Origin of the sequence: Actinoallomurus liliacearum (assembly GCF_039542035.1) — a bacterium.
GTDB lineage: Bacteria > Actinomycetota > Actinomycetes > Streptosporangiales > Streptosporangiaceae > Actinoallomurus > Actinoallomurus liliacearum.
This window is the reverse complement of sequence record NZ_BAABHJ010000027.1, coordinates 117,708-142,300: the sequence shown is the minus strand read 5'-3', so window position 1 is coordinate 142,300 and position 24,593 is coordinate 117,708. Positions and strand designations below refer to the sequence as shown.

19 protein-coding genes and 3 tRNA genes are annotated in these 24,593 nt (G+C 74.6%); 6 read left to right on the top strand and 16 right to left on the bottom strand.

The window, feature by feature from the left end; translation table 11 throughout:
* Positions 1–100: 100 nt before the first annotated feature.
* The 9 genes from ABD978_RS32255 to ABD978_RS32215 form a co-directional block, all read right to left on the bottom strand.
* On the bottom strand, positions 101–1,279 hold the full coding sequence (locus ABD978_RS32255; protein ID WP_345363225.1) for a vWA domain-containing protein: 1,179 nt from the start codon (positions 1,277–1,279) through the stop codon (positions 101–103).
* Positions 1,280–1,281: 2 nt separating this feature from the next.
* Positions 1,282–2,586, bottom strand: a complete 1,305-nt coding sequence (locus ABD978_RS32250; RefSeq protein WP_345363223.1) for an AAA family ATPase — start codon at positions 2,584–2,586, stop codon at positions 1,282–1,284.
* A 14-nt stretch (positions 2,587–2,600) separates the two neighbouring features.
* Positions 2,601–4,487 carry an ankyrin repeat domain-containing protein gene (locus ABD978_RS32245; RefSeq protein WP_345363221.1) on the bottom strand — a complete coding sequence of 629 codons (1,887 nt, stop codon included), beginning with the start codon at positions 4,485–4,487 and terminating at the stop codon, positions 2,601–2,603.
* The gene (locus tag ABD978_RS32240) at positions 4,481–6,316 is read right to left on the bottom strand and encodes an ankyrin repeat domain-containing protein (protein ID WP_345363219.1); all 1,836 of its coding nucleotides are present in this window, start codon (positions 6,314–6,316) and stop codon (positions 4,481–4,483) included. Before ABD978_RS32240 ends, ABD978_RS32245 begins: the two co-directional genes overlap by 7 nt.
* Positions 6,313–7,443 carry a leucine-rich repeat domain-containing protein gene (locus ABD978_RS32235; protein WP_345363217.1) on the bottom strand — a complete coding sequence of 377 codons (1,131 nt, stop codon included), beginning with the start codon at positions 7,441–7,443 and terminating at the stop codon, positions 6,313–6,315. Before ABD978_RS32235 ends, ABD978_RS32240 begins: the two co-directional genes overlap by 4 nt.
* Positions 7,444–7,445: 2 nt before the next feature.
* Positions 7,446–8,993: an SDR family NAD(P)-dependent oxidoreductase gene (locus ABD978_RS32230; protein WP_345363215.1), complete on the bottom strand. Its 1,548-nt coding sequence runs from the start codon at positions 8,991–8,993 to the stop codon at positions 7,446–7,448.
* Positions 8,994–9,005: 12 nt separating this feature from the next.
* A tRNA-OTHER gene (locus ABD978_RS32225) sits at positions 9,006–9,077 on the bottom strand.
* Between the two features lie 172 nt (positions 9,078–9,249).
* A tRNA-Trp gene (locus tag ABD978_RS32220) sits at positions 9,250–9,322 on the bottom strand.
* A gap of 26 nt (positions 9,323–9,348) precedes the next feature.
* Positions 9,349–9,421: transfer RNA gene (locus ABD978_RS32215), tRNA-Cys, on the bottom strand.
* A 220-nt stretch (positions 9,422–9,641) separates the two neighbouring features.
* Between ABD978_RS32215 and ABD978_RS32210 the strand changes: the two genes are divergently transcribed.
* Both ABD978_RS32210 and ABD978_RS32205 read left to right on the top strand, forming a co-directional pair.
* On the top strand, positions 9,642–11,132 hold the full coding sequence (locus tag ABD978_RS32210) for a hypothetical protein (protein WP_345363213.1): 1,491 nt from the start codon (positions 9,642–9,644) through the stop codon (positions 11,130–11,132).
* A 127-nt stretch (positions 11,133–11,259) separates the two neighbouring features.
* Positions 11,260–12,522, top strand: coding sequence for an SGNH/GDSL hydrolase family protein (locus ABD978_RS32205; RefSeq protein ID WP_345363211.1), 1,263 nt, complete (start codon positions 11,260–11,262; stop codon positions 12,520–12,522).
* 156 nt (positions 12,523–12,678) lie between these two features.
* Here ABD978_RS32205 and sigJ read toward each other — a convergent pair whose 3' ends face one another.
* Both sigJ and ABD978_RS32195 read right to left on the bottom strand, forming a co-directional pair.
* Entirely contained in the window at positions 12,679–13,596 is a 918-nt protein-coding gene (gene sigJ, locus ABD978_RS32200) for an RNA polymerase sigma factor SigJ (protein ID WP_345363209.1), read from the bottom strand.
* A 78-nt stretch (positions 13,597–13,674) separates the two neighbouring features.
* Entirely contained in the window at positions 13,675–14,925 is a 1,251-nt protein-coding gene (locus tag ABD978_RS32195) for an MFS transporter (protein ID WP_345363207.1), read from the bottom strand.
* A gap of 64 nt (positions 14,926–14,989) precedes the next feature.
* Here ABD978_RS32195 and ABD978_RS32190 point away from each other — a divergent pair, with 64 nt between their 5' ends.
* On the top strand, positions 14,990–15,376 hold the full coding sequence (locus ABD978_RS32190) for a MerR family transcriptional regulator (protein ID WP_345363205.1): 387 nt from the start codon (positions 14,990–14,992) through the stop codon (positions 15,374–15,376).
* 5 nt (positions 15,377–15,381) lie between these two features.
* Here the strand turns inward: ABD978_RS32190 and ABD978_RS32185 are convergent, their stop codons facing one another.
* Complete coding sequence (locus ABD978_RS32185) at positions 15,382–15,942, bottom strand: hypothetical protein (protein ID WP_345363203.1); 561 nt, start codon at positions 15,940–15,942, stop codon at positions 15,382–15,384.
* A 169-nt stretch (positions 15,943–16,111) separates the two neighbouring features.
* Between ABD978_RS32185 and ABD978_RS32180 the strand changes: the two genes are divergently transcribed.
* Together ABD978_RS32180 and ABD978_RS32175 are read left to right on the top strand one after the other, a co-directional pair.
* Complete coding sequence (locus tag ABD978_RS32180; RefSeq protein ID WP_345363201.1) at positions 16,112–16,747, top strand: PadR family transcriptional regulator; 636 nt, start codon at positions 16,112–16,114, stop codon at positions 16,745–16,747.
* Positions 16,744–18,210, top strand: coding sequence for an FAD-dependent monooxygenase (locus tag ABD978_RS32175; RefSeq protein ID WP_345363199.1), 1,467 nt, complete (start codon positions 16,744–16,746; stop codon positions 18,208–18,210). Before ABD978_RS32180 ends, ABD978_RS32175 begins: the two co-directional genes overlap by 4 nt.
* Here ABD978_RS32175 and ABD978_RS44050 read toward each other — a convergent pair.
* The 3 genes from ABD978_RS44050 to ABD978_RS32165 form a co-directional block, all read right to left on the bottom strand.
* Complete coding sequence (locus tag ABD978_RS44050) at positions 18,150–18,638, bottom strand: Scr1 family TA system antitoxin-like transcriptional regulator (protein WP_425550789.1); 489 nt, start codon at positions 18,636–18,638, stop codon at positions 18,150–18,152. The two genes, ABD978_RS32175 and ABD978_RS44050, sit on opposite strands and share 61 nt — an antisense overlap.
* Positions 18,578–18,853, bottom strand: a complete 276-nt coding sequence (locus ABD978_RS32170; RefSeq protein ID WP_345363197.1) for an isoamylase early set domain-containing protein — start codon at positions 18,851–18,853, stop codon at positions 18,578–18,580. Before ABD978_RS32170 ends, ABD978_RS44050 begins: the two co-directional genes overlap by 61 nt.
* A 122-nt stretch (positions 18,854–18,975) precedes the next feature.
* On the bottom strand, positions 18,976–20,208 hold the full coding sequence (locus tag ABD978_RS32165) for a cytochrome P450 (RefSeq protein ID WP_345363195.1): 1,233 nt from the start codon (positions 20,206–20,208) through the stop codon (positions 18,976–18,978).
* 169 nt (positions 20,209–20,377) lie between these two features.
* On the opposite strand from ABD978_RS32165, the gene ABD978_RS32160 reads away from it, so the two are divergent.
* Positions 20,378–21,205 (top strand): hypothetical protein, encoded by an 828-nt coding sequence (locus ABD978_RS32160; protein WP_345363193.1) that lies wholly within the window; start codon positions 20,378–20,380, stop codon positions 21,203–21,205.
* Positions 21,206–21,257: 52 nt separating this feature from the next.
* On the opposite strand, the gene ABD978_RS32155 is transcribed toward ABD978_RS32160, so the two are convergent.
* Positions 21,258–24,569, bottom strand: coding sequence for an AfsR/SARP family transcriptional regulator (locus ABD978_RS32155; protein WP_345363191.1), 3,312 nt, complete (start codon positions 24,567–24,569; stop codon positions 21,258–21,260).
* Between the last annotated feature and the right edge of the window lie 24 nt (positions 24,570–24,593).

The following is a 24,593-nucleotide window of genomic DNA, read 5'->3' as shown; positions in this document are numbered from 1 at the left end:
CCCCTCATCGATCCCCTGGCCCGACCAGGCTAGTCCCGGCGGGCGGCGCAAGCCGCCCGGGGCCGCGTCCCGGACCCTCCCGGCGGCCCGCCGCGGCCGGTCAGCCCGGGTCGGTGACGTGCACCGCCTCGACCCAGGCGGGCGGGGCCGGCGGGTCGGCGCCGATCAGCGCGGCGATGATCCGGGACGACGCCGGCTCCTCGGGCCAGGGGGTGAAGCCGTCGGTCAGCACGATGACGACGCCGGGGCGTTCGGGAAGACCGAGCGCGGACCGGATGCCCACCCGCATGTCCGTGCCGCCGCCCCCGGCGAGCTCCACCTGCTGCGCGGAGGTCACCCGCGCCGCCGTCTGCACGTCGGCGTCGCAGGCGAGCACGGTGACCCGGTTGCCGCCGACACCGACCTCGCGCAGCACGCCGGTCACCTCGGCCAGGGCCGCAGCCAGTTCGTCCTCGCCCATGGACCCGGAGGTGTCGATGACGATCGCCACGACGGGAAGGGGCCGGCGCAGGCTCGGCAGCACGACGCCGCGGAGGGCGGCGGTGCGCCGGGACGGGCGGCGGTAGGTGTAGTCGACCGCTCCGGCGGCCCAGGCCACCGCCTCCCGTACGGCGCCCGCCAGCACCCGGCGCCAGTCGACCGACGGCTCGAGGACCTGCTCGGCCCAGCGCCGCCAGCCCCCCGGAAGGTCACCGCGATTGCGGAGGTGGGCGCGCATCGCCTCGGCGGTGTGCCGGCGCAGCGCCTCGGCCTCGACCGAACTGACGCCGCCCGGTCCGTCCGCGCCGGCGATCTCCCAGTCCGCCGGCGAGCCGTGGGCGCCGGACCCGCAGTCGGAGCAGGTCACCGACGGAGGAAGGTGGGGAAGGTACGTCTCGAACAGCTCGCCGGTGGCCAGCCCGAAGGAGCGGGGCTCCACCCGGCCGGCCGGCAGCGTCAGCCCGTCGGCGAGCAGGTCGTCGTTGATCTCGCAGTCCTGGGCGACGTTCACGCGCAGCCGGTCCCGCCGGTCGGCGGGGGACAGCCGGTCGGTGCGGCCGTGGTGGTCGCGGAGCAGGTGCGCCACCTCGTGGATCCACACGCCCGCGAGCTCCGCCACGGGCGTGGCGTCCACGAACGCCGGGGACACATAGCACCGCCAGTGCCGGTCGACGCCCATGGTCGGCACGCCGGTGCTCGGCACGACCGTCAGCGAGTACAGCGCCGACGCGAGGTACGGCCGGTCGGTGGCGGCGCGGTACCGCGCGGCGAGCAGCTTGACCCGGTCGAGTCCGGCCATGCTCAGGCACCGCCCGGCAGCGCGCCGGACAGCTGGAGCAGGTCGATGAACGCGTCGATGCCGCTGGGCACCGGCCAGTCGGTGTCGCGCAGCACGGCCAGGTCGGCGGCGGCCCGGGCCGCCACGTCCGGCACTCCTGCGTCGACCGCCTTGGCCAGGACCGTCCAGCCCGCCTCCCAGCGCCGGCGGGTGAGGTTCGTCTGCACCGCGGAGACGACGGCGGTCAGGAACGCGAGCTGCCGGTCGCCCCGCTCGGGCAGCGCGAACGCGTCCGGGTCGGCCAGCACGCGGTTCGGGTCCGGGAGGTCGAGCTCTTCGAGGTAGGAGAGCAGTTCCAGGCCGGTGCCGTCCCCGACCGCGCCGACCACGGCGGCGGCGACCGCCTTCTGGTCGGCGCCGGTGGCGTAACCGGTCGCGAGCAGCCGCAACGTCATCTCCCAGGTGCGCGGCGACGGCCAGCCGCGGCCCCGGCCCTCGGCGTCCTCGGGCAGGTGGTGCGTCAGGCCGGGCCGCGCGGTGAGGAACCCGGAGATCGCGCCCCGGGCGCGGGCGACCGCACTGGGCACCCGGCCCGGGTCGACGCGGGGGATCGTGATCTCCGGCCAGGTTCCGGCCATGCCGCGCGCGACCGTTCTCGGGTCATGCGTCCACTGCAGGTGGACGAACCGGTTGGCGAGCGGCGGGCTCAGATGCCACCCGTCCGCGGCGCTCGACGGCGGGTTGGTGGCGGCGACCACGCGGACCGTTTCGGGCAGGGTGAGGCTGCCGACCCGGCGTTCGAGCACGACCCGGAGCAGGGCCGCCTGCACGGCCGGGGGAGCGGAGGACAACTCGTCGAAGAACACGAGGCCGCGCCCTGCCGTGGCCAGCCGGACCGCCCAGTCCGGTGGGGCCATCGGCACGCCCGAGGCGGCGGGGTCGTCCCCGATGATCGGCAGGCCGGCGAAGTCGGACGGCTCGTGCACGCTGGCGATCACGGTCTCCAGCGGAACGCCGAGCCCGGCCGCGAGCTGCTGGAGCGCGGCGGACTTGCCGATGCCGGGTTCGCCCCACAGCAGCACGGGCAGGTTCGCGGACACGGCCAGGGCCAGCGCCTCGAGCTGCGGGTTCGCGGCCGGCTCCGTCCGCCGCGCCCCGAGCCGGCGCACCAGGTCGTCGGCGGCGCTCAGCGGATCCCCGGCGAAGGAACGGTCGGCGGCGCTCAGGGAATCCGCGGCGGAGGGGCGACCGGCGGCGCTCGGGGAATCCGCGACGGGGCGGTCGGCGGTGGTCGGTTCCTCGGTGGACAGGTGGTCGGCTGCGCTCACGCGTTCTCTTTCTCTTACGACCGGCGCCAGCGGCCGTGGCCGACGCCGGGGTGGTCTCGGTCCAGCGCCTCGGCGAGGAAGGCCAGGTCCGTACGCCTGCACCGATGAATGTGGTCGCGTATCGACGAGCCCCAGCGGTCGGTGACATCGGGCCGCGCACCGGCGTCCAACAGTGCCCGCACGACCGGGACCGGGGCGGAACGGTACACGGAGAGGAGCAGCGGGGTGCTCCCGTCCTGGTTCACGGCCTCGATCCCCGCACCGGCGGCCAGGAGCGCCCGCACCAGGTCGGGCGATCCGTCGCCGCTGACCGCGGCGTGCAGCGGAGTGGAGTCGTAGTGGTCACGGACGTCGATGTCCAGGCCGGCCGCCAGGAGCCGCGACAGCAGCCGTTCGTGATCGACGAGGTGGAGCACGTGCAGCAGCGTGCGCCTACCGCCGTCGCGGATGTGCGGGTCCATCCCGGCGTCCAGGAGCCGTAGCACCCCCGATGCGTCCCCGTGCTCGGCCCGGGCGAACAGCTCGCGCCGCTGCGCGCGCAGGGCCTTCGGCAACCGGCCGGTACCGGACCGCACCACCGGCAGCACGGCGAAGCAGCCGGTGACGGCGCCGCCGAGCGCTCCCATGGCGCGTTCCCGCCGCCGCTCGTCCTCGTCGTGCGGGATCTGGAGCGTCCCGTCCCGGAAGGCGGCGACGTGCCACTCGCCGCGGCACCGGACCCGTACGGGGGCGGGAACCTCGGGGTCCGGCGGGCCGATCGGGCCGCCGGAGTCCGCGCGGCGCGGGAACAGCGCGGCGCGGACCAGCGGATGGAGGTGGTCCGGCTCGGTGTCGCCGTGCCGAAGCGCGTCCAGGTCCGGCAGCCGCCGCCAGCACGGTTCGGGCAGGACCGGGACTCCCTCGGCCTGCTCGGAATCGACGACCCAGGCCCGCAGGCCGCCGTCGTCCTCGACCTCCACCAGCAGGACGCAGCGCCAGTCGTGCACGGACGGCACCTGGAACCGGCGGCCGAAGCCCTGGCCGGCACGCCGCCGGATCTCCGGCCCGAGAAGGGCCAGGGCGAAGGGGACCCTCTCCAGCATGGCCGACGGCCGGGCGTGCGGCGGGAAGAGGCCCGGCCGCTCGGTCAGGGTGGCCCAGCGGGTCCGGTGCCGGGAGGCGTCCAGCCGGATCCCGGCCGCGGCGAACGCCGCCTCCACCTCGCCCGCCTCGTGCAGCAGGGTGACCCATTCGGTGTGTTCTGCCGGGTCGCCGGGGCCGGGGTCGGTGGCCGGCAGCGCCCGGGGAGCCCCGTCCGCCTCGAAGAACGGCGCGCGCTCCGAGCCCCCGCAGCGCGCGAGCAGCTCGCCGGCGCGGCGTGCGTCCCACAGCTCCCGGATCAGGGTCCAGTCGTGCAGCAGCCACGGGTCCTCCGGCACCCACGGCCTTCGTGCCCGGTCCTCGGACCGGACCGGGCCGAAACGCAGCACGAGACGCTGCGGCGCGTGCGGACTCGGAGGCGTGGTCACGTGCAGCAGGGCCGCGCCCGTGGACCGGTCGCCGTAGCCGCCGAGCACCACCTGCTGCGCGGAACGGATCGTCGCCTGCGCGTAGCGGCCCCGGGGAACGTGCCAGCGCAGCAGGTCGGGTGCGAGGTTGAGGAGGTCGTCCTCGAGTTCGGCGGCGACGGCGGCGCCGTGCGTACGGGCGACGTCGGCGAGGTCGAAGGCGACGTCGACGTTCGCGGCCGCGCAGGCGCCCCGCCAGTCGCCGGCGAGCCGGCGTTCGGTGGCCTGCTCGATCATCGACCGGGGCACGGCGTACCGCCGGATCCGGCGCAGGCTCCCCGCCTCATCCGGCGGATAGGACGCCGACCGGGCGCGGCGCCGCCGGGGGACGGGCGTGCTGATGGCGTTCACCATTCCTCGGTGAGCTCCGGATGGTCGCGCTCGATCCGTTCCACGAGGAAGTCCAGGTCGTCGCGGGGCTGCAGTTGGAGGAGCCGGTAGATCGACATCTCCTCCTCGTGGATCTCGCCCTTCAGGTCGATCCGCGCGCCGGCGTCGAGCAGCGCCCGCACCAGCGCCGGCGAGCCGTCCCCGCAGATCGCCGCGAACAGCGGCGTCCGCCCCTCCACGTCGCGCGCGTCGATGTCCACGCCCGCGGCCAGGAGCCGGGCGAGCAGACCGTCGTGGTCGAGGAGGCCCAGCCGGTGCAGCAACTCGCGGCGCTTCGGGCCCACGCCCCGGACGTCGACGCCGGGGTCCAGCAGATGCAGCAGGTGCAGCAGGGTGCGCCGCCGGCCGTCGCGGATCCGGGGGTCGACACCGGCGTCGAGCAGCTCGACGACTCCGGGCAGGTCTCCGTGCTCGACCCGGGAGAACAGCTCCCGACGCTGGTCGCGCAGCGCCTTCGGCAGCCGCCCGGTGCCGGACGTCCACGTCTCCCGTACGGCGAAGCAGCCGGCGATCGCGCCGCCGAACGCCCGCATCGCGCTCTCACGCCGCTGCTCCTCCTCGTCGTGCGGGATGTGGAGGACGCCTCCACGGGAGGACACCTCGTGCCAGGCGTCCCGGCAGCGCACCCGGACCGGGGCGGGCGCCTCCGGGCCGGGCGGACCGACCGGGCCGTCGGCGGCCGCACGGCCGGGGAACAGCGCGTCCCGCACGAGCGGATGCAGCCGCTCCGGCGGGGTGCCGCCGTCGCGCAGCAGGTCCAGGTCGGGCAGGCGGCGCCAGCACGCCTCGGGCAGCACCGCGGCGTCGTCCGGCTCCCTGCCTCCCTCGTTGGCGACGACGCGGACCCGGACCTGCGAGGGACCGGCCTCGAGGATGACGGTGGCGTAATGGGTGTACGGGATCCAGAAGCGGTCCCGTCCCGTCCGCTCCGCCAGCCTTCGGATCTCCGCCTCCAGCCGCGTCAGGGCCAGGGGCATCCGCTCGAACACGTCGAGCGGTTCGACCTCCTTGACGCTGAAATAGGGCTCGATCTCGACGCGTTCGGCGTCCAGGGCGACGCCCGCCGCGGCGAAGGCCGCCGCGACCTCGCCCCTCTCGTGCAGCAGGGTGACCCACTCGGTGTGCGCCGCCGGATCGGCGCGACCGGGGTCGGCGGCGGGCAGCGCCCGGGGAGTGCCGTCGGCCTCGAAGAACGGCGCCCGGCCCGCGTCCCCACCACAGCGTTCGCGCAGGTCACCGGCGTGCCGTACGTCCCACAGGTGCCGGGCGGTGCTCCACCGCTGGACGAGGCCGTGCCAGAACGCGCAGTAGGAGACGTCGGTGTCCAGGAAGACGTAATCGGCCGACGCGTGGCCGAAGCCGAGGGTCAGCCGCTGCGGGCCGTGGACCATCCAGCGCGGCGTCCGGACGAACAGCGAGGGGCCACCGGACGGCGTCCCCGGCGCGCTGAGGACGATCACCTGGTCGGGGACGATCGTCGTACGCCCGCGGTCCAGCCGGGGCAGGTGCCAGCGCAGCAGGTCGGGTGCGAGGTTGAGGAGGTCGTCCTCGAGTTCGGCGGCGACGGCGGCGCCGTGCTCGTCGGCCACGTCGGCGAGGTCGAAGGCGACGTCGACGTTGGCGGCCGCGCAGGCGCCGCGCCAGTCGCCGGCGAGCCGGCGTTCGGTGGCCTGCTCGATCATCCAGCGGGGCACGGCGTACCGCCGGATCCGGCGGAGCCGGGACGCCTCGTGCGGCGGATGGGACCGCGACGGAGGCCGGGGCGGCAGCCCCGGGACGACGGTGGAACTCACCGGTACAGGCTCCCGATCGCGTGCACGTCCGGATGAGGTCCGGAGACGGGCCGCAGCCGGGGTGCCAGGGCGCGTTTCACCCGGCGCGGCACCCCCGGCCCGAACCCGACGAACTCCAGCCGGGTGTCGTCCGGGACGGCGGCCAGCACGGCCTTGGCGCCATGGCCCGTGATCCCCGTGTGGCGCAGGTCCAGGTGGCGCAGCGGGCTGCCGGGCAGCGCGGCGGCCAGCGTCGCCGCGCCCGCGTCGCCGGTGACGTTGGCGGGCGCCCCCAGGGCGCGCTCGGACGGCGGGCGCCCCAGGTCCAGCGCCTCGATGCCGTGGAGGGCGTCGGCCAGCGCCCGCGCGCCGTCCGGGCCGATGCCGTTGCCGCCGAGGCCGAGGCGCACGGGCCGCGCCGGGTCGGCCGCCGCGGCGAGCGTCGTGACGCCGCCGTCGCCGAGGTGGTTGGCCGGGGCGTACAGTTCGCGGACTCCTGCCTCACGGACCAGCGCGGCGAGCGTGTCCGCCGACTCGGGACCCAGCCCGTTGCCGCCGAGGAACAGCCGCTCGACCGGCGCCGGCCGCTCGGTGAGCGCGGCCAGCAGGGCCCGCAGCCCGTCGACGGTGAGCCCGGTGTTGACCAGGTCCAGCGTGCGGATCGTCGTGTTCCGGCGCAGCATCGCGGCGAGCGCGCGCACGCCGGCGTCCCGCACCGGGTTGCGCTTCAGCCACAGGGCGTGGACGGTGGTGTCGTCGGCCAGCCGGTCGGCGAGCGCCTCGGCGCCGGTCGCGTCGATGCGGTTGCAGCCGAGGTACAGCGTCCGCAGGCCGTGTCCGGGGACCAGCGCGGCGGCGACGGTTCGCGCTCCCTCGGTCCCGATCGCGTTGGTGCCGAGCAACAGGTGCGCGGCGTGCGGCGAGGCCGCCGCGACGGGGAGCAGCAGGGCCGCGCCCGCCGGGCCGAGGCCCTGCTTGCACAGGTCGACCCGGCCGTCCGGGCGTACGGCGCCGAGCGGGAAGGTCTCGTCGGCCGCCACGGGGGCCGGGGCGGCGAGCCGGTCGAGCAGCGGCGCGAGGTCCGCCGGGTCGGCGGGCGGCACGTCGGGATGCTCGATCGCGGGGCAGCGTACGGGCGTCGGCTCCATCTTCACCAATCCACCGGTCGGTAGTCCTTCAGGAACAGGCCGGACAGCCGTTCGCCGCCCACGCCGCGCACGATCGGGTCGTAGACCCGCGCGGCGCCGTCGATGACGTCCAGCGGCGGGCGGAACCCGGCCTCGCGCTGGGCGATCTTGTCCGGATGGGGGCGTTCGTCGGTCACCCAGCCGGTGTCCACGCTGGTCATGTAGATGCCCGAGGCCGCGTAGTCGGCGGCGGACGTACGCGTCAGCATGTTCAGCGCGGCCTTGGCCATGTTCGTGTGCGGGTGGCGTACGGTCTTGAACCCGCGGGAGAAGCTGCCCTCCATCGCCGAGACCTGCACGACGTAGCGGTCCGGACAGGGAGACGCCTCCAGCAGGCCGCGCAGCCGGGCCGTCAGCAGGAACGGCGCGAAGGAGTTCACCATCTGGACCTCCAGCCACTCGGCCGGGTCGACCTCGTGCAGCCGGAGACTCCAGCTGTTGCGGTCGCGCAGGTCCAGCGGCTGCCCGGTCTCGTCCGTGCGGCCGGACGGGAAGAGCGCCTCGATCGCGTCGTCCCTCGTCTCGATCGCGCCGCCGGCCATAGTGCGGACGGGGCCGGGCGCCGGCGCGTCGGCGGGCGGCGCCGAGCCGTCGGGCGCCGGGAGCCCGGATGCCGCGGCGCCCGGCAGAGCCGAGACCTCCAACGCGAACCCGGCCGGCGCGGCGGCCTGCCGGGCGTCGGTCACGTCGATCCGCGCGGCGAGGCCGGTCAGCGGAGAGCTCTCGGCCTCGCGCACCGCACGGTGGTACGCGACGGGCCGGCGGATGGTCTGCGCCGCGTTGTTCACGAGGATGTCGAGGGACGAGAAGCGGCCGTGGACGGAGTCCAGCAGGTGCGCGACGGCGGCCAGGTCGAGCAGGTCGACACCGTGGACGTGCAGCCGGTCCAGCCAGCCGGCGGCGTCGGGCTCGGCCGCGAACCGGCGGGCGGCGTCCCGGGGGAAGCGGGTGGTGACCAGCACCTCCGCGCCGTCGCGCAGCAGTTTCAAGGCCACCTGGAAACCGATCTTCACCCGGCCGCCGGTCACGACGGCCCGGCGGCCGCGCAGGTCGCACCGGGCGTGCCGGCGGGCGGAATTCTCCTCGGCGCAGGCCGGGCACAGCAGGTGGTACTCGGGATGCACCTGCCCGTACGAGGTCTTGCAGACGTAGCAGCGCCGGGTGCCGGCCAGTGGGCGCGCGGGCCGTGCGGACCGCTCCTCCACCGGGTCGGGCCCGGACGCGGGGTCCTGCTCCCGGAACCGCGCGGACGCGGCCATGGCCTCGCGGTCCTGGCGTCTGCGGTCGGCGCGGCGAATCGCCTTCCGCGCCTTCTTGTCGGCCTGGTAGAGCTGCGCGGCGGCCTCGCGAACGGCCGCCCAGCGCGGATCGTCCGGGTGCGTCCCGCGGGCCCGCGTGAGCACCCGAAGGCACGCGTCGATCTCGGCGTCGCCGGTGCCGGTGCCGGACCCGGCCCGCGCCTCGGTCAGGTCCGGATCGACCACCACCACCGACACCCCCGCCGATCGCATGACGAAAAGGGGCAAGGCCGGCCGGATTCGAACCGGCGTCCTCCAACCCGCTGTAAGGCGCGACGACCTCTGCGCTACGGCCTTGCCGTGGGAGAGCGTAGCGAACGACCCGGACATTGCAGGAACGGCTCGCGATTTCCGGCCTTTCCCCGCGAAAAGGCCGCGCGGCGTGGGGGGTCCCCGCGCCGCCCCCGGGCCGGTCGGGCGGCGGGTACGGGCAGCCAGGACAGGCCGGAGAGGTCGAGGCACGGGAAGGCGGAGCCGACCGGAATCGAACCGGCGTCCTCCCGCTGTGGCGTCGGGCGCGACGACCTCTGCGCTACGGCTCCGCGGGGCGAGCCTAACGGACACGGGGCAGGGCCGACCGGAATCGAACCGGCGTCCTCCCGATGTGCAGTCGGGCGCGACGACCTCTGCGCTACGACCCTGCGGAGGCGAGCGTAACGGATGCGGGGCGGCCCTATTGGGGGCGAGGGTGACGGATGCCGGGCCGCGGCCCTGCCGTAGCGAGCGTACGGAGACGGGCAGCCGACCCCCCGTGGAGGGCCGCCGTTCAGCCGTCGGACATCGTCCGTTCGTCGACCCGCACGACTCTTGGGACGTCCAGGGGAGACTCCGGCCGCGGCCGGACGGCGAGACGGGGGTCGGGTGAGCACCCGGATGCTGCCGCGACCGGCCGATCGGGCGGTGCCGAAGCCGGCCGACCTCATCCGCCGTCCCGCCGTGTGGCTGGTCGCCGTGGCCGTGGCCCTGACCGCGCTCGAGTTCGCCGTCGTCGTACGGCACGGCACCGTCGGCTGGGACGAGGCCCTCTACATCACCCAGGTGAGCCCGCGGATCCCGGCGGCCTTCTTCAGCGCGCCCCGGGCGCGCGGCGTCACGTACCTCATCGCGCCGGTCGTGTGGGTCACGGGGTCGGTCGTCGTGCTCCGGGCCTACCTCGCCGTCGTCGGAGCGGCCGCGATCGTCCTCGCCTACGCGCCCTGGCTCGCGGTGACCTCCCGCCGGGCCGTCGTGCCGCTGGCGGCGCTCCTGTTCAGCGGGCTGTGGGTCACCGGCTATTACGTCTCCGAGGTCATCCCGAACTTCTGGGTCGCCGTCGGGGGAGTGGCCCTGGCCGGCTGGTTCGCGCGGTACGCCGTGACGGGCGGCCGGGGTGCCCTCGTCGGAATCGTCCTCGCGGGGGCCGTCACCACGCTCATGCGGCCGGGGGACGCCTTCTGGATCGCGCTGCCGCTGCCGATCGCGGCGGTGGCGGTGCGGAGGCGGCGGCGCCCGGTCCTGATCGCCGTCCTCACGGGCCTCGCGCTCGGCGCCGCGCAGTGGATCGCCGAGGCGTACCTGCGCTACGGCGGACCGCTCGCGCGGCTCAGCAGGTCCAGCGCCATCGAGGGCGGCATCGCCTGGCATCCGCGCGGACTTCTGTACGAGCTGTCCGCCGTGAACGGGCCGTTGCTCTGCCGTCCCTGCGGGGTCGGCGTCCAGCGTCCGGGACTCACGCTCTGGTGGGCCGCCGTTCCGCTGCTCGCCGCCGGCGGCCTGGTGCTGGCGGCCCGTGCCCGCGCCGTGGGCCCGGTCGCGGTCGCCGCCGCGTGCGGCGTCTCGGCGGCCGTGCCGTACCTGCTGCTCCTGGGATACGCCGCGCCGCGGTTCCTGCTGCCCGCGTACGCGCTGCTGGCACTGCCCGTCGCCGAGTGCCTGACCCGGCTTCCGGCGGCCGTTCCCCGTCTCCGCCGGCCGCTGGCCGGCCTGATCGTCATGGCCCTGCTGGCCCAGCTCGGCTCCCAGGGGATGGCGCTGTCCCGGCAGGTGCGGGAGAACGCGGCCGAGCGCCGGACGTACGTACGCGGCGCGGCGGCGCTCGAACGGCTCGGGCTGCGCCGGCCGTGCCTGCTCAGCGGACCGCGGTCGGTGCCGGTCGCCTTCTACCTCGGCTGCGGGACCGGGGAGATCGGCGGCGTTCTCGCCTCGACCACCCCCGCGCGGCTGCTCGAGACCGCACGCCGGGAACCGACGGGGATCCTGTCGCCGGGCACGCCGCCGCCCGGCTACGCCGCCACCTGGGTCGCCCACCCGTTGTCCGGGCTCGGGCGTCACTGGCGGGTCTATCTCCCGCCCTGGTTCGCGCCGCCGCGCTGAGCCGGCGCGGGCACGCGGCCGCATCCGGCCGTCCCGGCCACTGGGGGCGCTCCGACCATTGTCGGCGGCAGATGATCACTTTACCTTCAGTGTCAGAAAACGCTTTCTTTCCTCGAAAGGTGGGCGCATGCCGAACACACGGAGGCGCGGACCCGCAGGCGTACGGGTCCTGGTCGCGGCGGTCCTGGGCCTGGCGTCCGCCGTGGCGGTCGCGCCAGCGGCCGTCGCGGCCCCGGCCGCCCCGCCCCGCCCAGCGGCGCACGCCGGGCAGGGCTGGGTCGGAGCGTGGGAGGCGTCACCCGCCATGGGCCTGTCCTCGCCCGCCGGTGCGCAGTCCGGCTCCTCGATCCGCGAGGTCGTGCACCTCAGCGCGGGCGGCGCGGCCGTGCGGATCCGGCTCTCCAACCGCTTCGGCACCGCTCCGCTGACCCTCGGCCACGTCACGGTCGCCGTACGGGCCACGGACGGCGCGCAGGCGGTCTCGGGAACGCTGCGCGAGGTGACCTTCCACGGCGCCCCGTCGGCGACCGTCCCCGCCGGCGCGGACGTCACCGCCGATCCGGCCGTCCTGCCGGTACGGCCCGGCGCCGACCTTCTCGTCACCGCGTACCTGCCGGTCGTCTCCGGGCCGGTGACCACGCATCCGCTCGCCCAGCAGACCTCCTACTACGCGCCCGGCGGCGACCACGCCGGTGACGTCTCCGGGGACGCCTACACCGGCACGTTCGGCCGGTGGTACTACCTGACCGGCGTCGACGTGTTCGACCCGCCGATGCGCGGCAGCCTCGTCACCCTCGGCGACTCGATCACCGACGGCGCCGACTCCACCGCAGGGGCGAACCACCGCTGGCCGGACTACCTGGCCCGCCGGATCCAGGCGCTGCCGCTCTCCCGGAGGCTGGGCGTGCTCAACGCCGGGATCAGCGGCAACCGGCTGCTGCTGGACGGCGGATCGTACGGCGTGAACGCGCTCGCCCGGTTCGACGAGGACGTCCTGTCGCGGCCGGACGTCCGCACGCTCATCGTGCTCGAAGGCATCAACGACATCCAGCAGAGCCCGCACCAGACCGACCCCGCCAAGATCACCGCGGCGTACGAGACGATCGCGGCCCGCGCCCACGCCCGCGGCATCAAGGTGATCGGTGCGACGCTCACGCCGTTCAAGGGCTGGTCGGTGTACGACGACACGCTGGAGGCCACGCGCGAGGCGGTGAACGCCTACATCCGCAGCAGCCGGGTCTTCGACGCCGTCATCGACTTCGACGCGGCCACCCGCGACCCGGCCGACCCTCTCGCCCTGAACCCCGCGTACGACTCCGGCGATCACCTGCACCCGAACGACGCGGGCTACCAGGCCATGGCCGCGGCCATCGACCTGACCCGTCTCTGAGGCCCCCGACAGGGGCGGACGATCCGCTCGGTGAAGGCCGCCGCCGCGCGAGCTGATGTGGTGGTTCCCGCGCATCGGCGGCGGCGGTCACCGAGCGTTCGGTACCCCGACGCCGCGCCGCCGGCCTCGTCGAGGACGGCGGCGCGGACGAGGCGGTCAGAACCGGACGCCGGGCAGCTTGTCGGGATTGCGGACCGCGTCGATCGCGGTGATCCGGCCGGCGTCGACGGTGAACGCCATGACGGTGAGCACACCGGCCGGGTCCAGCATGACGAGCCCGGGCGCGCCGTTGACGTCGGCGATCCGTACCTCGACGGACGGCTGGACGATGAACCCCACCAGCAGACGCGCGACCTGCTCGGCGCCTCCCTCGACCCGGCTCACCGCCGGGACCTTGCCGCCGCCGTCGCCCCGCATGGTGACCTCGGGGTCGAGCACGCCCACGAGCCGGTCCAGGTCGCCGCCCTGACAGGCAGACATGAACGCGGACACGAGTTCCCGCTGCTCGTCGTACGTCGGCGGGAACCGCGGCAGGCCGTCCTCGACGTGCTTGCGTGCCCGTGAGGCGAGCCGGCGCACCGCCACCGGCGTGCGGCCCACCACGCCGGCGACCTCGTCGAAGGGAATCCCGAACACGTCGTGCAGCAGGAACGCCGTCCGTTCCGCCGGAGACAGGCGCTCGAGCACGACCAGCAGCGCCATGCTCACCGTTTCGTCGAGCGTCACCCGATCGGCCGGATCGTCCGCGTGGGCGTCCCCGACCAGCGGCTCGGGCAGCCACGGACCGACGTACCGCTCTCGCCGGACGCGCGCGCTGCCCAGCGCGTCCAGGGCCAGCCGGCCGACGGTGGTCGTCAACCACGCGGGCAGCTCACGGATCGTGGACGGGTCCTCGAGCCGGCGCAGCCGCAGCCACGCGTCCTGCACGCAGTCCTCCGCCTCGGCCAGGGACCCGGTGGTCGCGTACGCGACGCTCAGCAGGCGCGGCCGTTCCGCTTCGAAGGCCCGGGCGAGGTCCTCCTGCGTCCACCGGCCTCCGCCGGGCATGTCACCGTTCCTCGGCGCTCCGGTCACGACCGCTCTCCTCCAGCCACGGCGAATCTCATGTTCCAGTGACGACGTACCGCGCCGAAGTGTGACATGAGGGTCGGCTCACCGAGGATCCGGCACGGCCTCCCGCGAGCCGGCCGGCGGAGTCGAGGCCGGGTGACCGTCACGGAAGCCGTGGGCGCGGGCCACGAGCACGACCAGCAGGACCGGCGCCATGAGCACGAGGACACTCCAGGGGAACGACCCCGGGCCGGACCGCGCGAGGAGGAGGCCGCCGACGATCCCGCCGCCGGCCATGGCGACGTTCCACAAGGTGACGAGCATGGCCTGGGCCGCGTCACCCTGCTCACCGCCCGCCTGGCCCGCGGCGGTCTGCAGGAGGGTCGGAACGCCTCCCCAGCCGAGGCCCCACAGGGCGCTCGCCGCGTACACCGGCGTGGGATCGTCGGCGAACAGCGCGAGGACGGTGGCCGCCAGCGCGACCAGGAGCGTCGCGGCGATGGTGAGGGTGCGCAGCCGTCGGTGGATCTGTACGCCGACGACCCAGATGCTCACCAGGGACGCGATGCCGAACACCAGCAGTACCAGGTCGGTCGAGTCGCCCATTCCGTGCCGGTCGAGGAACGTGGCGATGTAGGCGTAGAGGATCGTGTGGGCCAGGACGAAGACCAACGTGACGACCAGGACCGCCGCCACGCCGGGGACGCGGAGCGCGCCGAGGATCGGAGTCCGCTCGTGCTGCCGCAGGCCGGGATGGTCGGGAACCGACGCGGTGATCCACGCGATGAGGACGACGGTCAGCGTGGTCATGCTCCAGAACGCCGTCTGCCAGCCCAGCGCCTTCCCCACGAAGGTCCCGGCGGGCACGCCCAGCGACAGGGCGATCGGGATGCCGGCCATGGCGATGGCCAGCGCCCGGCCCTGAAGGTGGGCGGGGGCCAGACGGCGGGCGTACCCGGCCAGCAGCGCCCACGCCACGCCCGCCGCCACCCCCGCCACGAAGCGGGCCGCCATGGTCAGGGGGTAGCTCGTCGATACGGCCGTGACCGTGTTGGCGACGGCGAATCCCGTCATCGCGGCCAGCAGCAGCCGCTTGCGCCGCCACCCCGCCGTCGCGGAGGTCAGCGGGATCGCGGTCGCCGCCGTGGCGACCGCGTAGATGGTCACCAGCTGTCCGGCCGCCGACTCGCTGACGTTGAGGTCCGCGCTGATGCCGGGCAGCAGACCGGCGGGGAGCGTCTCGGTCAGGCTGGTGATGAACACGGCCGTCGCCAGCGCCAGCAGCGGGGACAGCGGGAGGCGCCGGCCTTCGGAGGCCGGATCGGCAGACGGGGCTGCGTCATGGAGGGACATGCCCGTATGCTCAAACCTTCACATTGATGTGACGGTCAACTCGGGACCATGTGAGGTGGCGCACATGCGCATCGGAGAGTTGGCGGAACGCACGGGCACGTCGAGGCGGCTGCTGCGCTACTACGAGGAGCAGGGTCTCATCGTCTCAGCGCGCTGCGCGAACGGCTACCGCGACTACGATCCGCGCTTCGTCGACCGGGTCATCCAGATCAGGGGGCTCCTCGACGCGGGCCTGCCGACGCGGATCATCAAGCAGATCCTGCCCTGCCTCGACAAGCCGAGGTCCATCCACTTCCCGGACGCGACCCCGGAGATGCTCGCGACGCTCGAGCGCGAACGCGACCGGATGACCGAGCGCATCACCTGCCTGACCCGCAACCGAGACGCCATCGCCGAGTACCTCGATGTGGTCCGCGGCGACGCCCCTTCCGCCGCCGACGCGGCGTCCTGACGACCTCAACCCAGGCGCGCGGTCCTGCGACGGCTGGACGCGCGGGGCCTCAGCCGGGCGACGGGGAGCAGGTTCTCACTCCGCAACGCGTACCGCTCGTCGAGTGACGCGCTCCTGAGCAGGCGTGCGGTGAGCTCCCTCCGCTCCACGCCATCGGCGACCGGGAGGACCTCGGCCCGCACCTCGCGCGCGGTCGGCCCGGCGTCGATCCCGGCCCGGAGCCGTGCCGCCTCCGCGTCGTCGTCCGCTCCGTCGGTGACCACGGCGACGGCCGTACGAGAGCCGCCGTCCTCGACCTCGAACGTGACACCTTCGGCGCCGCACAGGTCGCGCACCCGGTCCGACGTGACCTCGGCGGCGCGCACGAGGACGACGTAGTCGTCGCCGTCCCGCAGGTGGTCCACGGCGACCGGATCGAGCTGCGGGACCTCGCCGATCTCCGTCAGGCGAGCGGTCGGCGTTCCGTCGAACCGGTACGGCAGGACCCGGCCGCGGGACACCCGGAACACCACCCGGTTGACGGCTCCGATCACGTGGATCGCCACAGCGTCCAGCAGATACCCCATACGGCGTCCTTCCGGATCGGCGGCCTCCACTGTAGCCCGGCCCTGCCCGAGGCTCCGTGTGCCGTGCCGCGCTCCCGAACGGCGACGGCGCTCGGGCCGCGGCGGCGGATTCGCCATTGATAGCCGACGCCTTATAGTAGGTTCCGGCTATTAGGGAACGGTGATTCTGATGGCGAAGCGAAAGATCTCCAACACACTGGCGCTGGCCGTGCTGGGCCTGCTGCAAGAGCAGCCGATGCACCCGTACGAGATGGCGTCCACCCTGCGGGAGCGGCACAAGGACAGCAGCTTCAAGGTCAACTCCGGCTCGCTGTACGACACGGTCGAGGCGTTGGTCCGGCATGGCTGGATCGAACCGGTGGAGACGGCGCGTGAGGGCAGGCGGCCGGAGCGGACCGTGTACGCGCCCACCGAGCTCGGCCAGCGCGAATTCGTCCGCTGGATCGACGAACTCCTCCGCACGCCCGTCGCGGAGTACCCCAAGTTCATGGCCGCGGTGTCCTACCTCGGCGCGCTCGGTCCCGACGGGGCGGCGGAGGCGCTGACCGAACGGGCCGGGCATCTGGAGCGGCGGATCGAGGAGACGAACACGGTGCTGGCCGACACGGTCGGCTCCGGCCAGGTCCCTCGGCTGTTCATGATCGAGGTCGAGTGCGCGCTGCACGCCTGGGAGGCCGAGTTGGCCTGGACGCGGCGGACCATCGCGGAGATCCGCGACGGCAGCCTGTTCTGGCCCGAGGTCGAGCGAACCGAACAGGGATGGACGTGGTCCGCCCCCACAGACCGGAAGGGAACCACCCGATGACCGAGGTGTTGATCGTCGGAGCCGGTCCGGCCGGGCTGTTGCTCGCCGTTGAGCTCCGGCTCGCCGGCGTCGACACGGTCGTGGTCGAACGCCACGCGCAGCGGCCGGGCTTCTGCCGGGGCTTCAACCTCAACGCCCGCGCCCTGGACCTGCTGGCGCGGCGCGGCCTCGCCGAGAAGTTCATCGGCGAGGGCTGGCAGGTCCCGCACGCCCCGTTCTCCGGCCTACCGGTGACGCTCACCCTCGCGGGCGCGCATACCGACCACCCGTACTCGCTGGGCATCCCGCAGACCCGGGTCGAGGAGATCCTCGAGGAGCACGCCCTCGACCTCGGAGCCGACATCCGGCGCGGACACGAACTGCGCGCCCTGGAACAGGACCACGAGTCCGTCACCGCCACCGTCGCCACCGGCGACGGGGAGTACCGCGTCCGGGCGGCATACCTGGTCGGTTGCGACGGCGGCCGCAGCACCGTCCGCAAACAGGCCGGCATCGACTTCCCCGGCACCGAGGCGACCCGCTTCACCCTGCTCGGCGATGTCGAGCCGGCCGACCCCGACGCGTTGCCGTTCGGCGTGACCACCGGCCCCCGCGGGGCCGTGTTCGTCATTCCCCGCCCCGGCTACGTCAGGATCATCACCTCCGACGTGCGGCCCCCTGTGGACAAGGACGCCCCGGTCACTCTCGACCTGCTCCAGACCGCCGTGGACGACGCGCTCGGCCGCCACGTCGAGCTGCGCGCCGCGCGTTGGCTGACCCGGTTCGGCGACGCCGCCCGGCAGGCGGCCGAGTACGTCCGGGGCAGGGTCATCCTGGCCGGGGACGCCGCGCACATCCACCCGCCGGCCGGGGCGATCGGGGTCAACGTCGCCCTGGACGACGCGTTCAACCTCGGCTGGAAACTCGCCGCCACCGTGCGCGGCACCGCGCCGGCGGACCTGCTCGACAGCTACCACGCCGAACGCCACACCGCCGGCGCGCAGGTGCTGGCCAACACCCGGGCCCAGGTGCTGCTCGGCGACGCCGACGATCGGCTCGCGCCGCTCACCGACCTGCTCACCCGCGTCGCCGGCCACCCCGCGGGCAACCGCGCCTTCGCCGAGACCATCACCGGACTGGACACCCGCTACGAGATGCGCCCCGCCACCGACCATCCCTGGCTGGGCCGCCTGGCGCCCGACCTCGCCCTGACCACGGACGCCGGCCGCACGAGCCTGGCCGAGTTGCTCGCCTCGGGACGCGGCCTGCTGCTCGACCTGACCGGGGGAAGCGCCATCCGCGAGTCGGCCGCAGGATGGACGGACCGCGTCGACATCGTCCCCGCGACCTGCCCCGACCAGCCCGACCTCCGCGCCATCCTCCTGCGGCCGGACGGTCACACCGCCTGGCTGCGCACCGCCGATCACGACGACGCCGACGGCCTCCACCAGGCGCTGCAACACTGGCACGGCGCAGCGGCATGACCCACCACCCCACCCACGAGCCGGCTTCCGGAAGGACGCCTTCCGTGATCACTGGCATCCACTGACGATAGAAGTGACAAGATATGGAACGGGCCGGCGATGCCGGGGTGGGCATTGGCGGAGAAGGGCGGCACGCGCAGCTCCGCCAGGCCAGTATGGGATGCCTCGATGAGGCGCTGGAGTTGACCGCCCATCGTCAGGCTGTCACCGACCTGCTGACGTAGCGCGGCTTCCCCGACCACTATTTCAAGGGACGGCGGGTCGGGCTTCCTGAGGACCCGTTGCCGGTCTGGCCGCCGTTCGGAGCGACCACGACCCCGGGCGGCTGCTCGGGGTCGTGGTCGACGCGGTGCTGACGGAGGTGGGGTCAGACCTCGATCAGGGAGCCGTGCTCGTCTCTGCGGTCGGCGGTCTCGTCGTCGAACCACACGCCGCCGGTGGCCAGGTAGCGGAACCGGTGGACGCCGGGGGAGAGGATCACCGAGACGGTGCGCCTGCCGTGCCGCCGCCTGATGAGCTCGTGGCGGCCGGGCTCCCAGTCGTTGAAGTCGCCGACGACGCTGACGACGCCGTCCGGCTGGTCGGGGGGAAGGCTGAAAGTGACACGGGTCTTGCGGCCGAACAGCCGCGAGCGCCTGAGCATCGATGTCCTCGCACAGGTGTCGATCAGAGGGGGACTCACAGCATGGCGCGCCCGAAGACGGACGGCGCGGACGACACGGCGTGTAACGCAGAATTCACGCATTTGATCCGCTGTGTGCGGCCTCAGAAGGCGCAGGGCAGCCGGCTGATCCCGTTGATGAAGCTCGTACGCTGCCGGACGGGCGGCGCGGTGGCCTGCAGGGCGGGCAGCCGGGTGAACAGCTCTCGCAGCAGCACCGTCATCTCGCGGCGGGCGAGGTGCGCGCCGAGGCAGAAGTGCGGACCGGGCCCGCCGAACCCGACATGGGGGTTGGGCGTCCGGGTGATGTCGAAGACGTCCGGGCGGTCGAAGACGGCCTCGTCGCGGTTGGCCGAGTTGTAGTACAGGACGACGCGGTCGCCGGCCCGGTAGGTGTGCCCGAGCAGGTCCACCTCGCGGGTGACGGTGCGGCGCATCCAGGTCACCGGCGTGGCGTACCGCACGACCTCCTCGACGGCGCCGGGCAGCCGGGTGCCGAGGTCCTCCATCAGCAGCGCCCGCTGGTCGGGGTGGTCGGTGAACAACGTCAGGGCGTGGCTCAGCGCCGTACGGGTCGTCTCGTTCCCCGCGATGACGAGGAGCCCGAAGAACTTGCCCAGCTCCCGTTCGGTCAGTGACTCGCCGTCGACGTTCGCGGTGACGAGGGCGGTGACCAGGTCGTCCGACGGCCGTGCCCGGCGTTCCTCGGCGAGCTCGCCCATCAGGCGGTGCAGGTAGGCGAACCGCTCGGCGACCATCGAGACCCGGTCCTGCCCGTCGGGCCCCACGTAGTCGGGGTCGCCCACCCCGATGATGAGGTTGGTGGCGTCGATCACGCCGTCGTACTCCGACTCCGGGATTCCCATCATCGCGCAGATGATCGTGAGCGGCAGGGGCATCGCCACCTCGGTAACGAAGTCGCACGGCCCCCGCTCGACGAGCCGGTCCACGATGTCCCTGGCGACCAGCGCGACGTCGTCCTCGAACTTCTTGATCATCCGGGGCGTGAAGGCGCGGGAGACGATCCGGCGCAGCCGCGCGTGCCGGGGGTCGTCGATGCTGATCATGGATCCGGTGAACTCGCTCAGGACGGGTGGCGGGTCGTCCAGACTCGTCGCGGTCGGCTCGGAGCTGAAGACCTCCGGATTCCGGCTGACCTCGATGATCTGCTCGTGCCGGGTCAGCGCGAAGAACCCGTCCACCGGCTGCGCCGCGTCCGGTGCGTAGTCGACGAACACCGGACGCCCGGTGGCCCGCAGCGCCGCGAACGCCTGCTCGCGCTCGGCCTGCGGCCGCCCCCAGAACTCCAGCCGCGCCAGGTCCGCCCCGTACGTCATCGCTCATCGCTCCCCGGGTCGCCGATCCGCTGACACCCACGGTAAGGCACTGTTGTCGTCGCTGTCATCGATCCCGCTTCGTCCGGGTTTTACGGAAAGGGCTGCTCGGTTACCTGGACGTCACGGCGCCGACCGCAGGGCGCAACGCGGGTTCCGCAGAGTGGCCCCCATGGGATTGAAGATCAGGAACGGCCGATCGACCGACCGCGTCGGTGCCTCCCACGGTCACGGCAGACGTGCCTGGCGGCGGGAGGCCGTCGAGTTCGCGGCGCTGTTCGTGGCGGCGGGCATCGCGCACCTGTTCTCCACGGCGCTGGGCCATCGCCGGTCCGGCGCCCTCATGCTCGTCGTGCTCGGCGGTGTCCTCTGCGTCATCGTGTCGGCGCACATCTGGCTGACCCACCGGCGTGACCACCACGGGCGCCCGTCGCCCTCGCGGGCCGGCCCCGCGCCGGAGGCCGCTCTGCCGACGGCGCGGCTGTGGCGGGTACGGGCGCGGGTGCGCGAGACGCCGGGACAACTCGCGGCGCTGGCCGCCGCCACCGCCGCGCTCGGCGGCAACATCCTGTCGCTGAGCACCCAGCCCGACACCGACGGAACCATCGACGAACTTCACGTCCAACTGCCGGAGCCCGTCACCGCGCCCACGCTGGTCGACGCGCTCACCGCGGCGGGCGGCCGGTCGGTGCGGGTCCGCCCGGCCACCGTGCGGGAACTCGTCGATCCGGTCACCCGCGCGCTCCTGCTGGCGTCCTGGGCCGGCGAGGACCCGCATCGGCTGCCGGTCGCTCTGGCGGCTCTGCTGGAGGCCCGTCTCCTCCCGGACACGGGCGACCGGGCCGGCCGGGCCGAACGGGAGACGCTGTCCCTCACGACTCCGACCGGCGACCGGGTCCGGCTGCACCGGCCCGGCCTGCCGTTCACCGCGACCGAGACCGCACGCGCGCTGGCCCTGCTCGGCCACGCCCACCGGCCCACGCCGGCCCGGCCCGCCTGAACCCACCGCGCTCAGCCGCGCACGGCCCGCTTCGCCGCGACGTCAACCGCGCTCAGCCGCCTCGCCTCGACGGCCACCGCGCCAAGCCGCGTACGGCTTCGGTCAGCCGGGCGACCTCTTCCAGGCAGTCGGCCGGGGACGCGGAACCGCCCTCGGCGTACGCGGCGGCGAACTCCGCCTCCGGGAGCGCGGCGCGGACCCGGGCCGTGGCGCGGTCGACGTGGTCGCGTTCGGCGGGGCCGGCGGTCAGCCCGGAGGACCGGCGGAGCGCGGCCGCCGTGCCCAGCAGGCGGGCGGCCCGGGCGGGGTCGCCGGAGAGGCAGAGCGCGCCGGCGGCGCCTTCGAGGGCCCCCGCCGTGTCGCGGGGCGCGCCCATCCGCAGCGCGGCGGCCAGGGCGTCCCGGTGGAACGCCAGGGCCGTGGCCGCGTCGCCCCGGTGCTCGGCCACGAAGCCGAGGCCCGTCTGCAGCATCGGCAGGTGCAGCGGCGGCACGGCGTCGGGGTCGTCCCGGGGCACCGCGCGCAGCAGGGTCTCCAGGTGCTCCTCGGCGACGTCGAGGTCGCCCTCGCGCAGGGCCGTGTAGCCCAGTGTGGTCCGCGCGAACACGGCGGCCGGCTGGTGGCCCTGTTCGAGGGCGAGCCGCAGCGCCCGCCGCCCGTACTCGCGTGCCGACGGGTACGCGCCGCGCATCATCGCGGTCCAGCCGAGCCAGGCGAGCCGTACGGCGACGTCCGGCCAGAGCCGCAGTTCCTCGGCCGCGGCCAGGCCCCGCCGCTGCAACCGCTCCGCCCGCTCGTGGTCGCCGGTCAGCTCGGCCAGGGCGCCGAGCCACTCGGCGGCCTGCAGTTGCCCCCAGCGGTCACCGAGCCCGGTGAAGAGGCGCGCCGCCCGTTCGGCCTCGCCTTCCAGCACCGCGAGTTCGCCCCGGGCGTGCGCGTACTTCGCCTTGAGGATGAGCGCGGCCGCCCGCCCCCACCGGTCGCCGGCCGCGTCGAAGCCGGTGAGGGCCCGGTCGAGCAGTTCCTCGCCCGCGGCGGGATCCTCGACCTCGCCGGCGGTGAAGGCCAGGAACCACTGCGCCCGGGCCGTCACCGCCGGGTCGTCGTCGGTCGTGAACAGCTCCAGCGCCGCCGCCCTGCGGGCGGCCCAGTCGGTCCGGTCGCCCTGCAGCAGGGCCAGGCCGGCACGCCACGCCAGGGCCCTGGCGCGGTGCGGCCGCGCACGGCCGGGATGGTCGAGCGCGAGGGCAGCCTCGAGGGACCGCCGCGCCTCGGTCAGCCTGCCGCGCAGGAACCAGTACCACGCCAGCGCGTTGACGAGGCGCAGCGCCGCCTCGGCGTCCCGGTCGGTCACCGCGCCGTCGAGCGCGGCCCGCAGGTTGGCCGCCTCGGCGTCGAGGACGTCCAGCCATCGGGCCTGGTCGGGCCCGTAGAGGTACGGCTCGGCGCGCTCGGCCAGCTCCGTGTGGTGGCGACGGTGCCGGCGGCGTACCCGCTCGTGCTCGCCCGCCTCCGCGAGCCGGTCGGCGCAGTAGGCGGCCACGGACTCGAGCAGGCGGTAGCGCGGCCCGTCGTCGCCGTCCTCGGCCATGACGACGAGCGACCGGTCGACGAGGCGCACGAGCAGGTCGAGCACCTCCTCGGCGGGCAGGTCGGGTCCGGAGCAGACGGCCTCGGCGGCCTCCAGCGCGCAGCCGTCCGCGTGGACGGCGAGCCGGCGCAGGACCGTACGCTCCGGGTCGGACAGCAGTTCCCAGCTCCAGTCGATCATCGCCATGAGGGTCCGCTGTCGCTGTGGCGCGCCCCGGTGGCCGGTGGCCAGCAGCCGGAACCGGTCGTCGAGCCGGGCGACCAGGCCGTGCACGCCCAGGGCCCGCATCCTCGTCGCGGCCAGCTCCAGGGCGAGCGGGATGCCGTCCAGCCGCCGGCAGAGCACGGCGACGGCCGGCGCGGTCTCCGCGTCCAGCCGGAACCCGCGCGCCGCCGCCGTCGCCCGGTCGACGAAGAACCGCACCGCGCTGAACTCCGCGAGCGCGGCCGGATCCGCCTCGTCGGCCCGCGCGGGGATCCGCAGCGGCGGCACGCTCCACACGACCTCGCCGGTCAGCCCGATCGGCTCGCGGCTCGTGGCGAGGACGCGCAGGCCGGGCACCGCCCGCAGCAGCCGGTCGGTCAGCTCGGCCACCGGCTCGATCAGGTGCTCGCAGTTGTCCAGCACCAGGAGCAGCCGCTGCGCCGAGAGCGCGTCGGCGAGCCGGTCGACCGGCGCGACGGGGCGCCCCTCGCCCGCGGCGTCCCGGATGTCGAGCGCGCGCAGCACCACGTCGGCCAGTGCGTCCGCCGCCTCGAGCGCGGTCCCCGACGGCCCGGACACGCCCGCCAGCTCCACGAGCCACGCGCCGTCGGCGAAGTCGTCGACCAGCCGGCCGGCGGCCTCGAGCGCCAGCCGCGTCTTCCCGACGCCGCCCGGCCCGGTGAGCGTGACCAGCCGGTCGGTGGCCAGCCGGGCGCGCACCGCCGCGAGGGCCTCGTCGCGGCCGATCAGCTCGGTGGCCGGCGCGTGCAGGTTGGTCCGCGGCCGGCGCGAGGCGCCGGCGCTCGGGGGCTGCGGCGCCTCCAGGGCGGGGTCGTGCTCGAGGATCGCCTGGCGCAGGGCGACCAGGTCCGGACCGGGATCCAGGCCCAGCTCGTCGGCGAGTTCGGCGCGCAGCCGCTCGTAGCTCTCCAGGGCCTCGGTCTGCCGCCCGCCGCGGTACAGGGCGCGCATGTGCGCGGCGCGGAGGCGCTCCCGGAGCGGATGCGCGGTCAGCATGTCGCCGAGCTCGCCGACGAGCGCGCCGTGCTCGCCGAGGGCGAGCCGGACCTCGGCGTGGTCCTCCAGCGCGGTGAGCCACTGCTCCGTCAGCCGGGCGGCGGTCGCCTGCGCGAACGCCTCGTCGGCGAAGTCGGCGAGCGCCGGGCCCCGCCACAGCGCCAGCGCGTCGGCCAGGGCCGCCGCCGTCTCGGCGGGCTCGGCGACCGTACGCGCCCGGCGGGTCAGGGTCCTGAACCGGTGCGCGTCCAGCCGGTCGTCGTCGACCGCGATGAGGTATCCCGCCGGACGGGAGACCACCAGGGTGCGCGCTCCCGGCTCGGCGTCCTCCAGGACCCGCCGCAGCTGGGAGACCTTGGCCGACAGCGCGCCGGCGGGATTGCCGGGCAGCCGGTCGCCCCACAGGTCGTCGATCAGCCGGTCGGCGGGGACGGGCCGTCCCGCGTGCACCAGCAGATCGGCCAGCAGCGCCCGTACCTTCGCCCCGGGCACCGGCACCGGCCGTCCCTCGTCGGCCCACACGGCCAGCGGGCCGAGCATCCCAAAGCGCATGAGCGGCACGATAACCGCAGACCT

Coding starts and splice junctions, on each gene's coding strand:
- ABD978_RS32255 (WP_345363225.1), bottom strand. CDS start 1,279: ATGGCCGGACTCGACCGGGTCAAGCTGCTCGCCGCGCGGTACCGCGCC.
- ABD978_RS32245 (WP_345363221.1), bottom strand. CDS start 4,487: ATGGTGAACGCCATCAGCACGCCCGTCCCCCGGCGGCGCCGCGCCCGG.
- ABD978_RS32235 (WP_345363217.1), bottom strand. CDS start 7,443: ATGGAGCCGACGCCCGTACGCTGCCCCGCGATCGAGCATCCCGACGTG.
- ABD978_RS32230 (WP_345363215.1), bottom strand. CDS start 8,993: ATGCGATCGGCGGGGGTGTCGGTGGTGGTGGTCGATCCGGACCTGACC.
- ABD978_RS32205 (WP_345363211.1), top strand. CDS start 11,260: ATGCCGAACACACGGAGGCGCGGACCCGCAGGCGTACGGGTCCTGGTC.
- ABD978_RS32195 (WP_345363207.1), bottom strand. CDS start 14,925: ATGTCCCTCCATGACGCAGCCCCGTCTGCCGATCCGGCCTCCGAAGGC.
- ABD978_RS32190 (WP_345363205.1), top strand. CDS start 14,990: ATGCGCATCGGAGAGTTGGCGGAACGCACGGGCACGTCGAGGCGGCTG.
- ABD978_RS32185 (WP_345363203.1), bottom strand. CDS start 15,942: ATGGGGTATCTGCTGGACGCTGTGGCGATCCACGTGATCGGAGCCGTC.
- ABD978_RS32180 (WP_345363201.1), top strand. CDS start 16,112: ATGGCGAAGCGAAAGATCTCCAACACACTGGCGCTGGCCGTGCTGGGC.
- ABD978_RS32175 (WP_345363199.1), top strand. CDS start 16,744: ATGACCGAGGTGTTGATCGTCGGAGCCGGTCCGGCCGGGCTGTTGCTC.
- ABD978_RS32170 (WP_345363197.1), bottom strand. CDS start 18,853: ATGCTCAGGCGCTCGCGGCTGTTCGGCCGCAAGACCCGTGTCACTTTC.
- ABD978_RS32165 (WP_345363195.1), bottom strand. CDS start 20,208: ATGACGTACGGGGCGGACCTGGCGCGGCTGGAGTTCTGGGGGCGGCCG.
- ABD978_RS32160 (WP_345363193.1), top strand. CDS start 20,378: ATGGGATTGAAGATCAGGAACGGCCGATCGACCGACCGCGTCGGTGCC.
- ABD978_RS32155 (WP_345363191.1), bottom strand. CDS start 24,569: ATGCGCTTTGGGATGCTCGGCCCGCTGGCCGTGTGGGCCGACGAGGGA.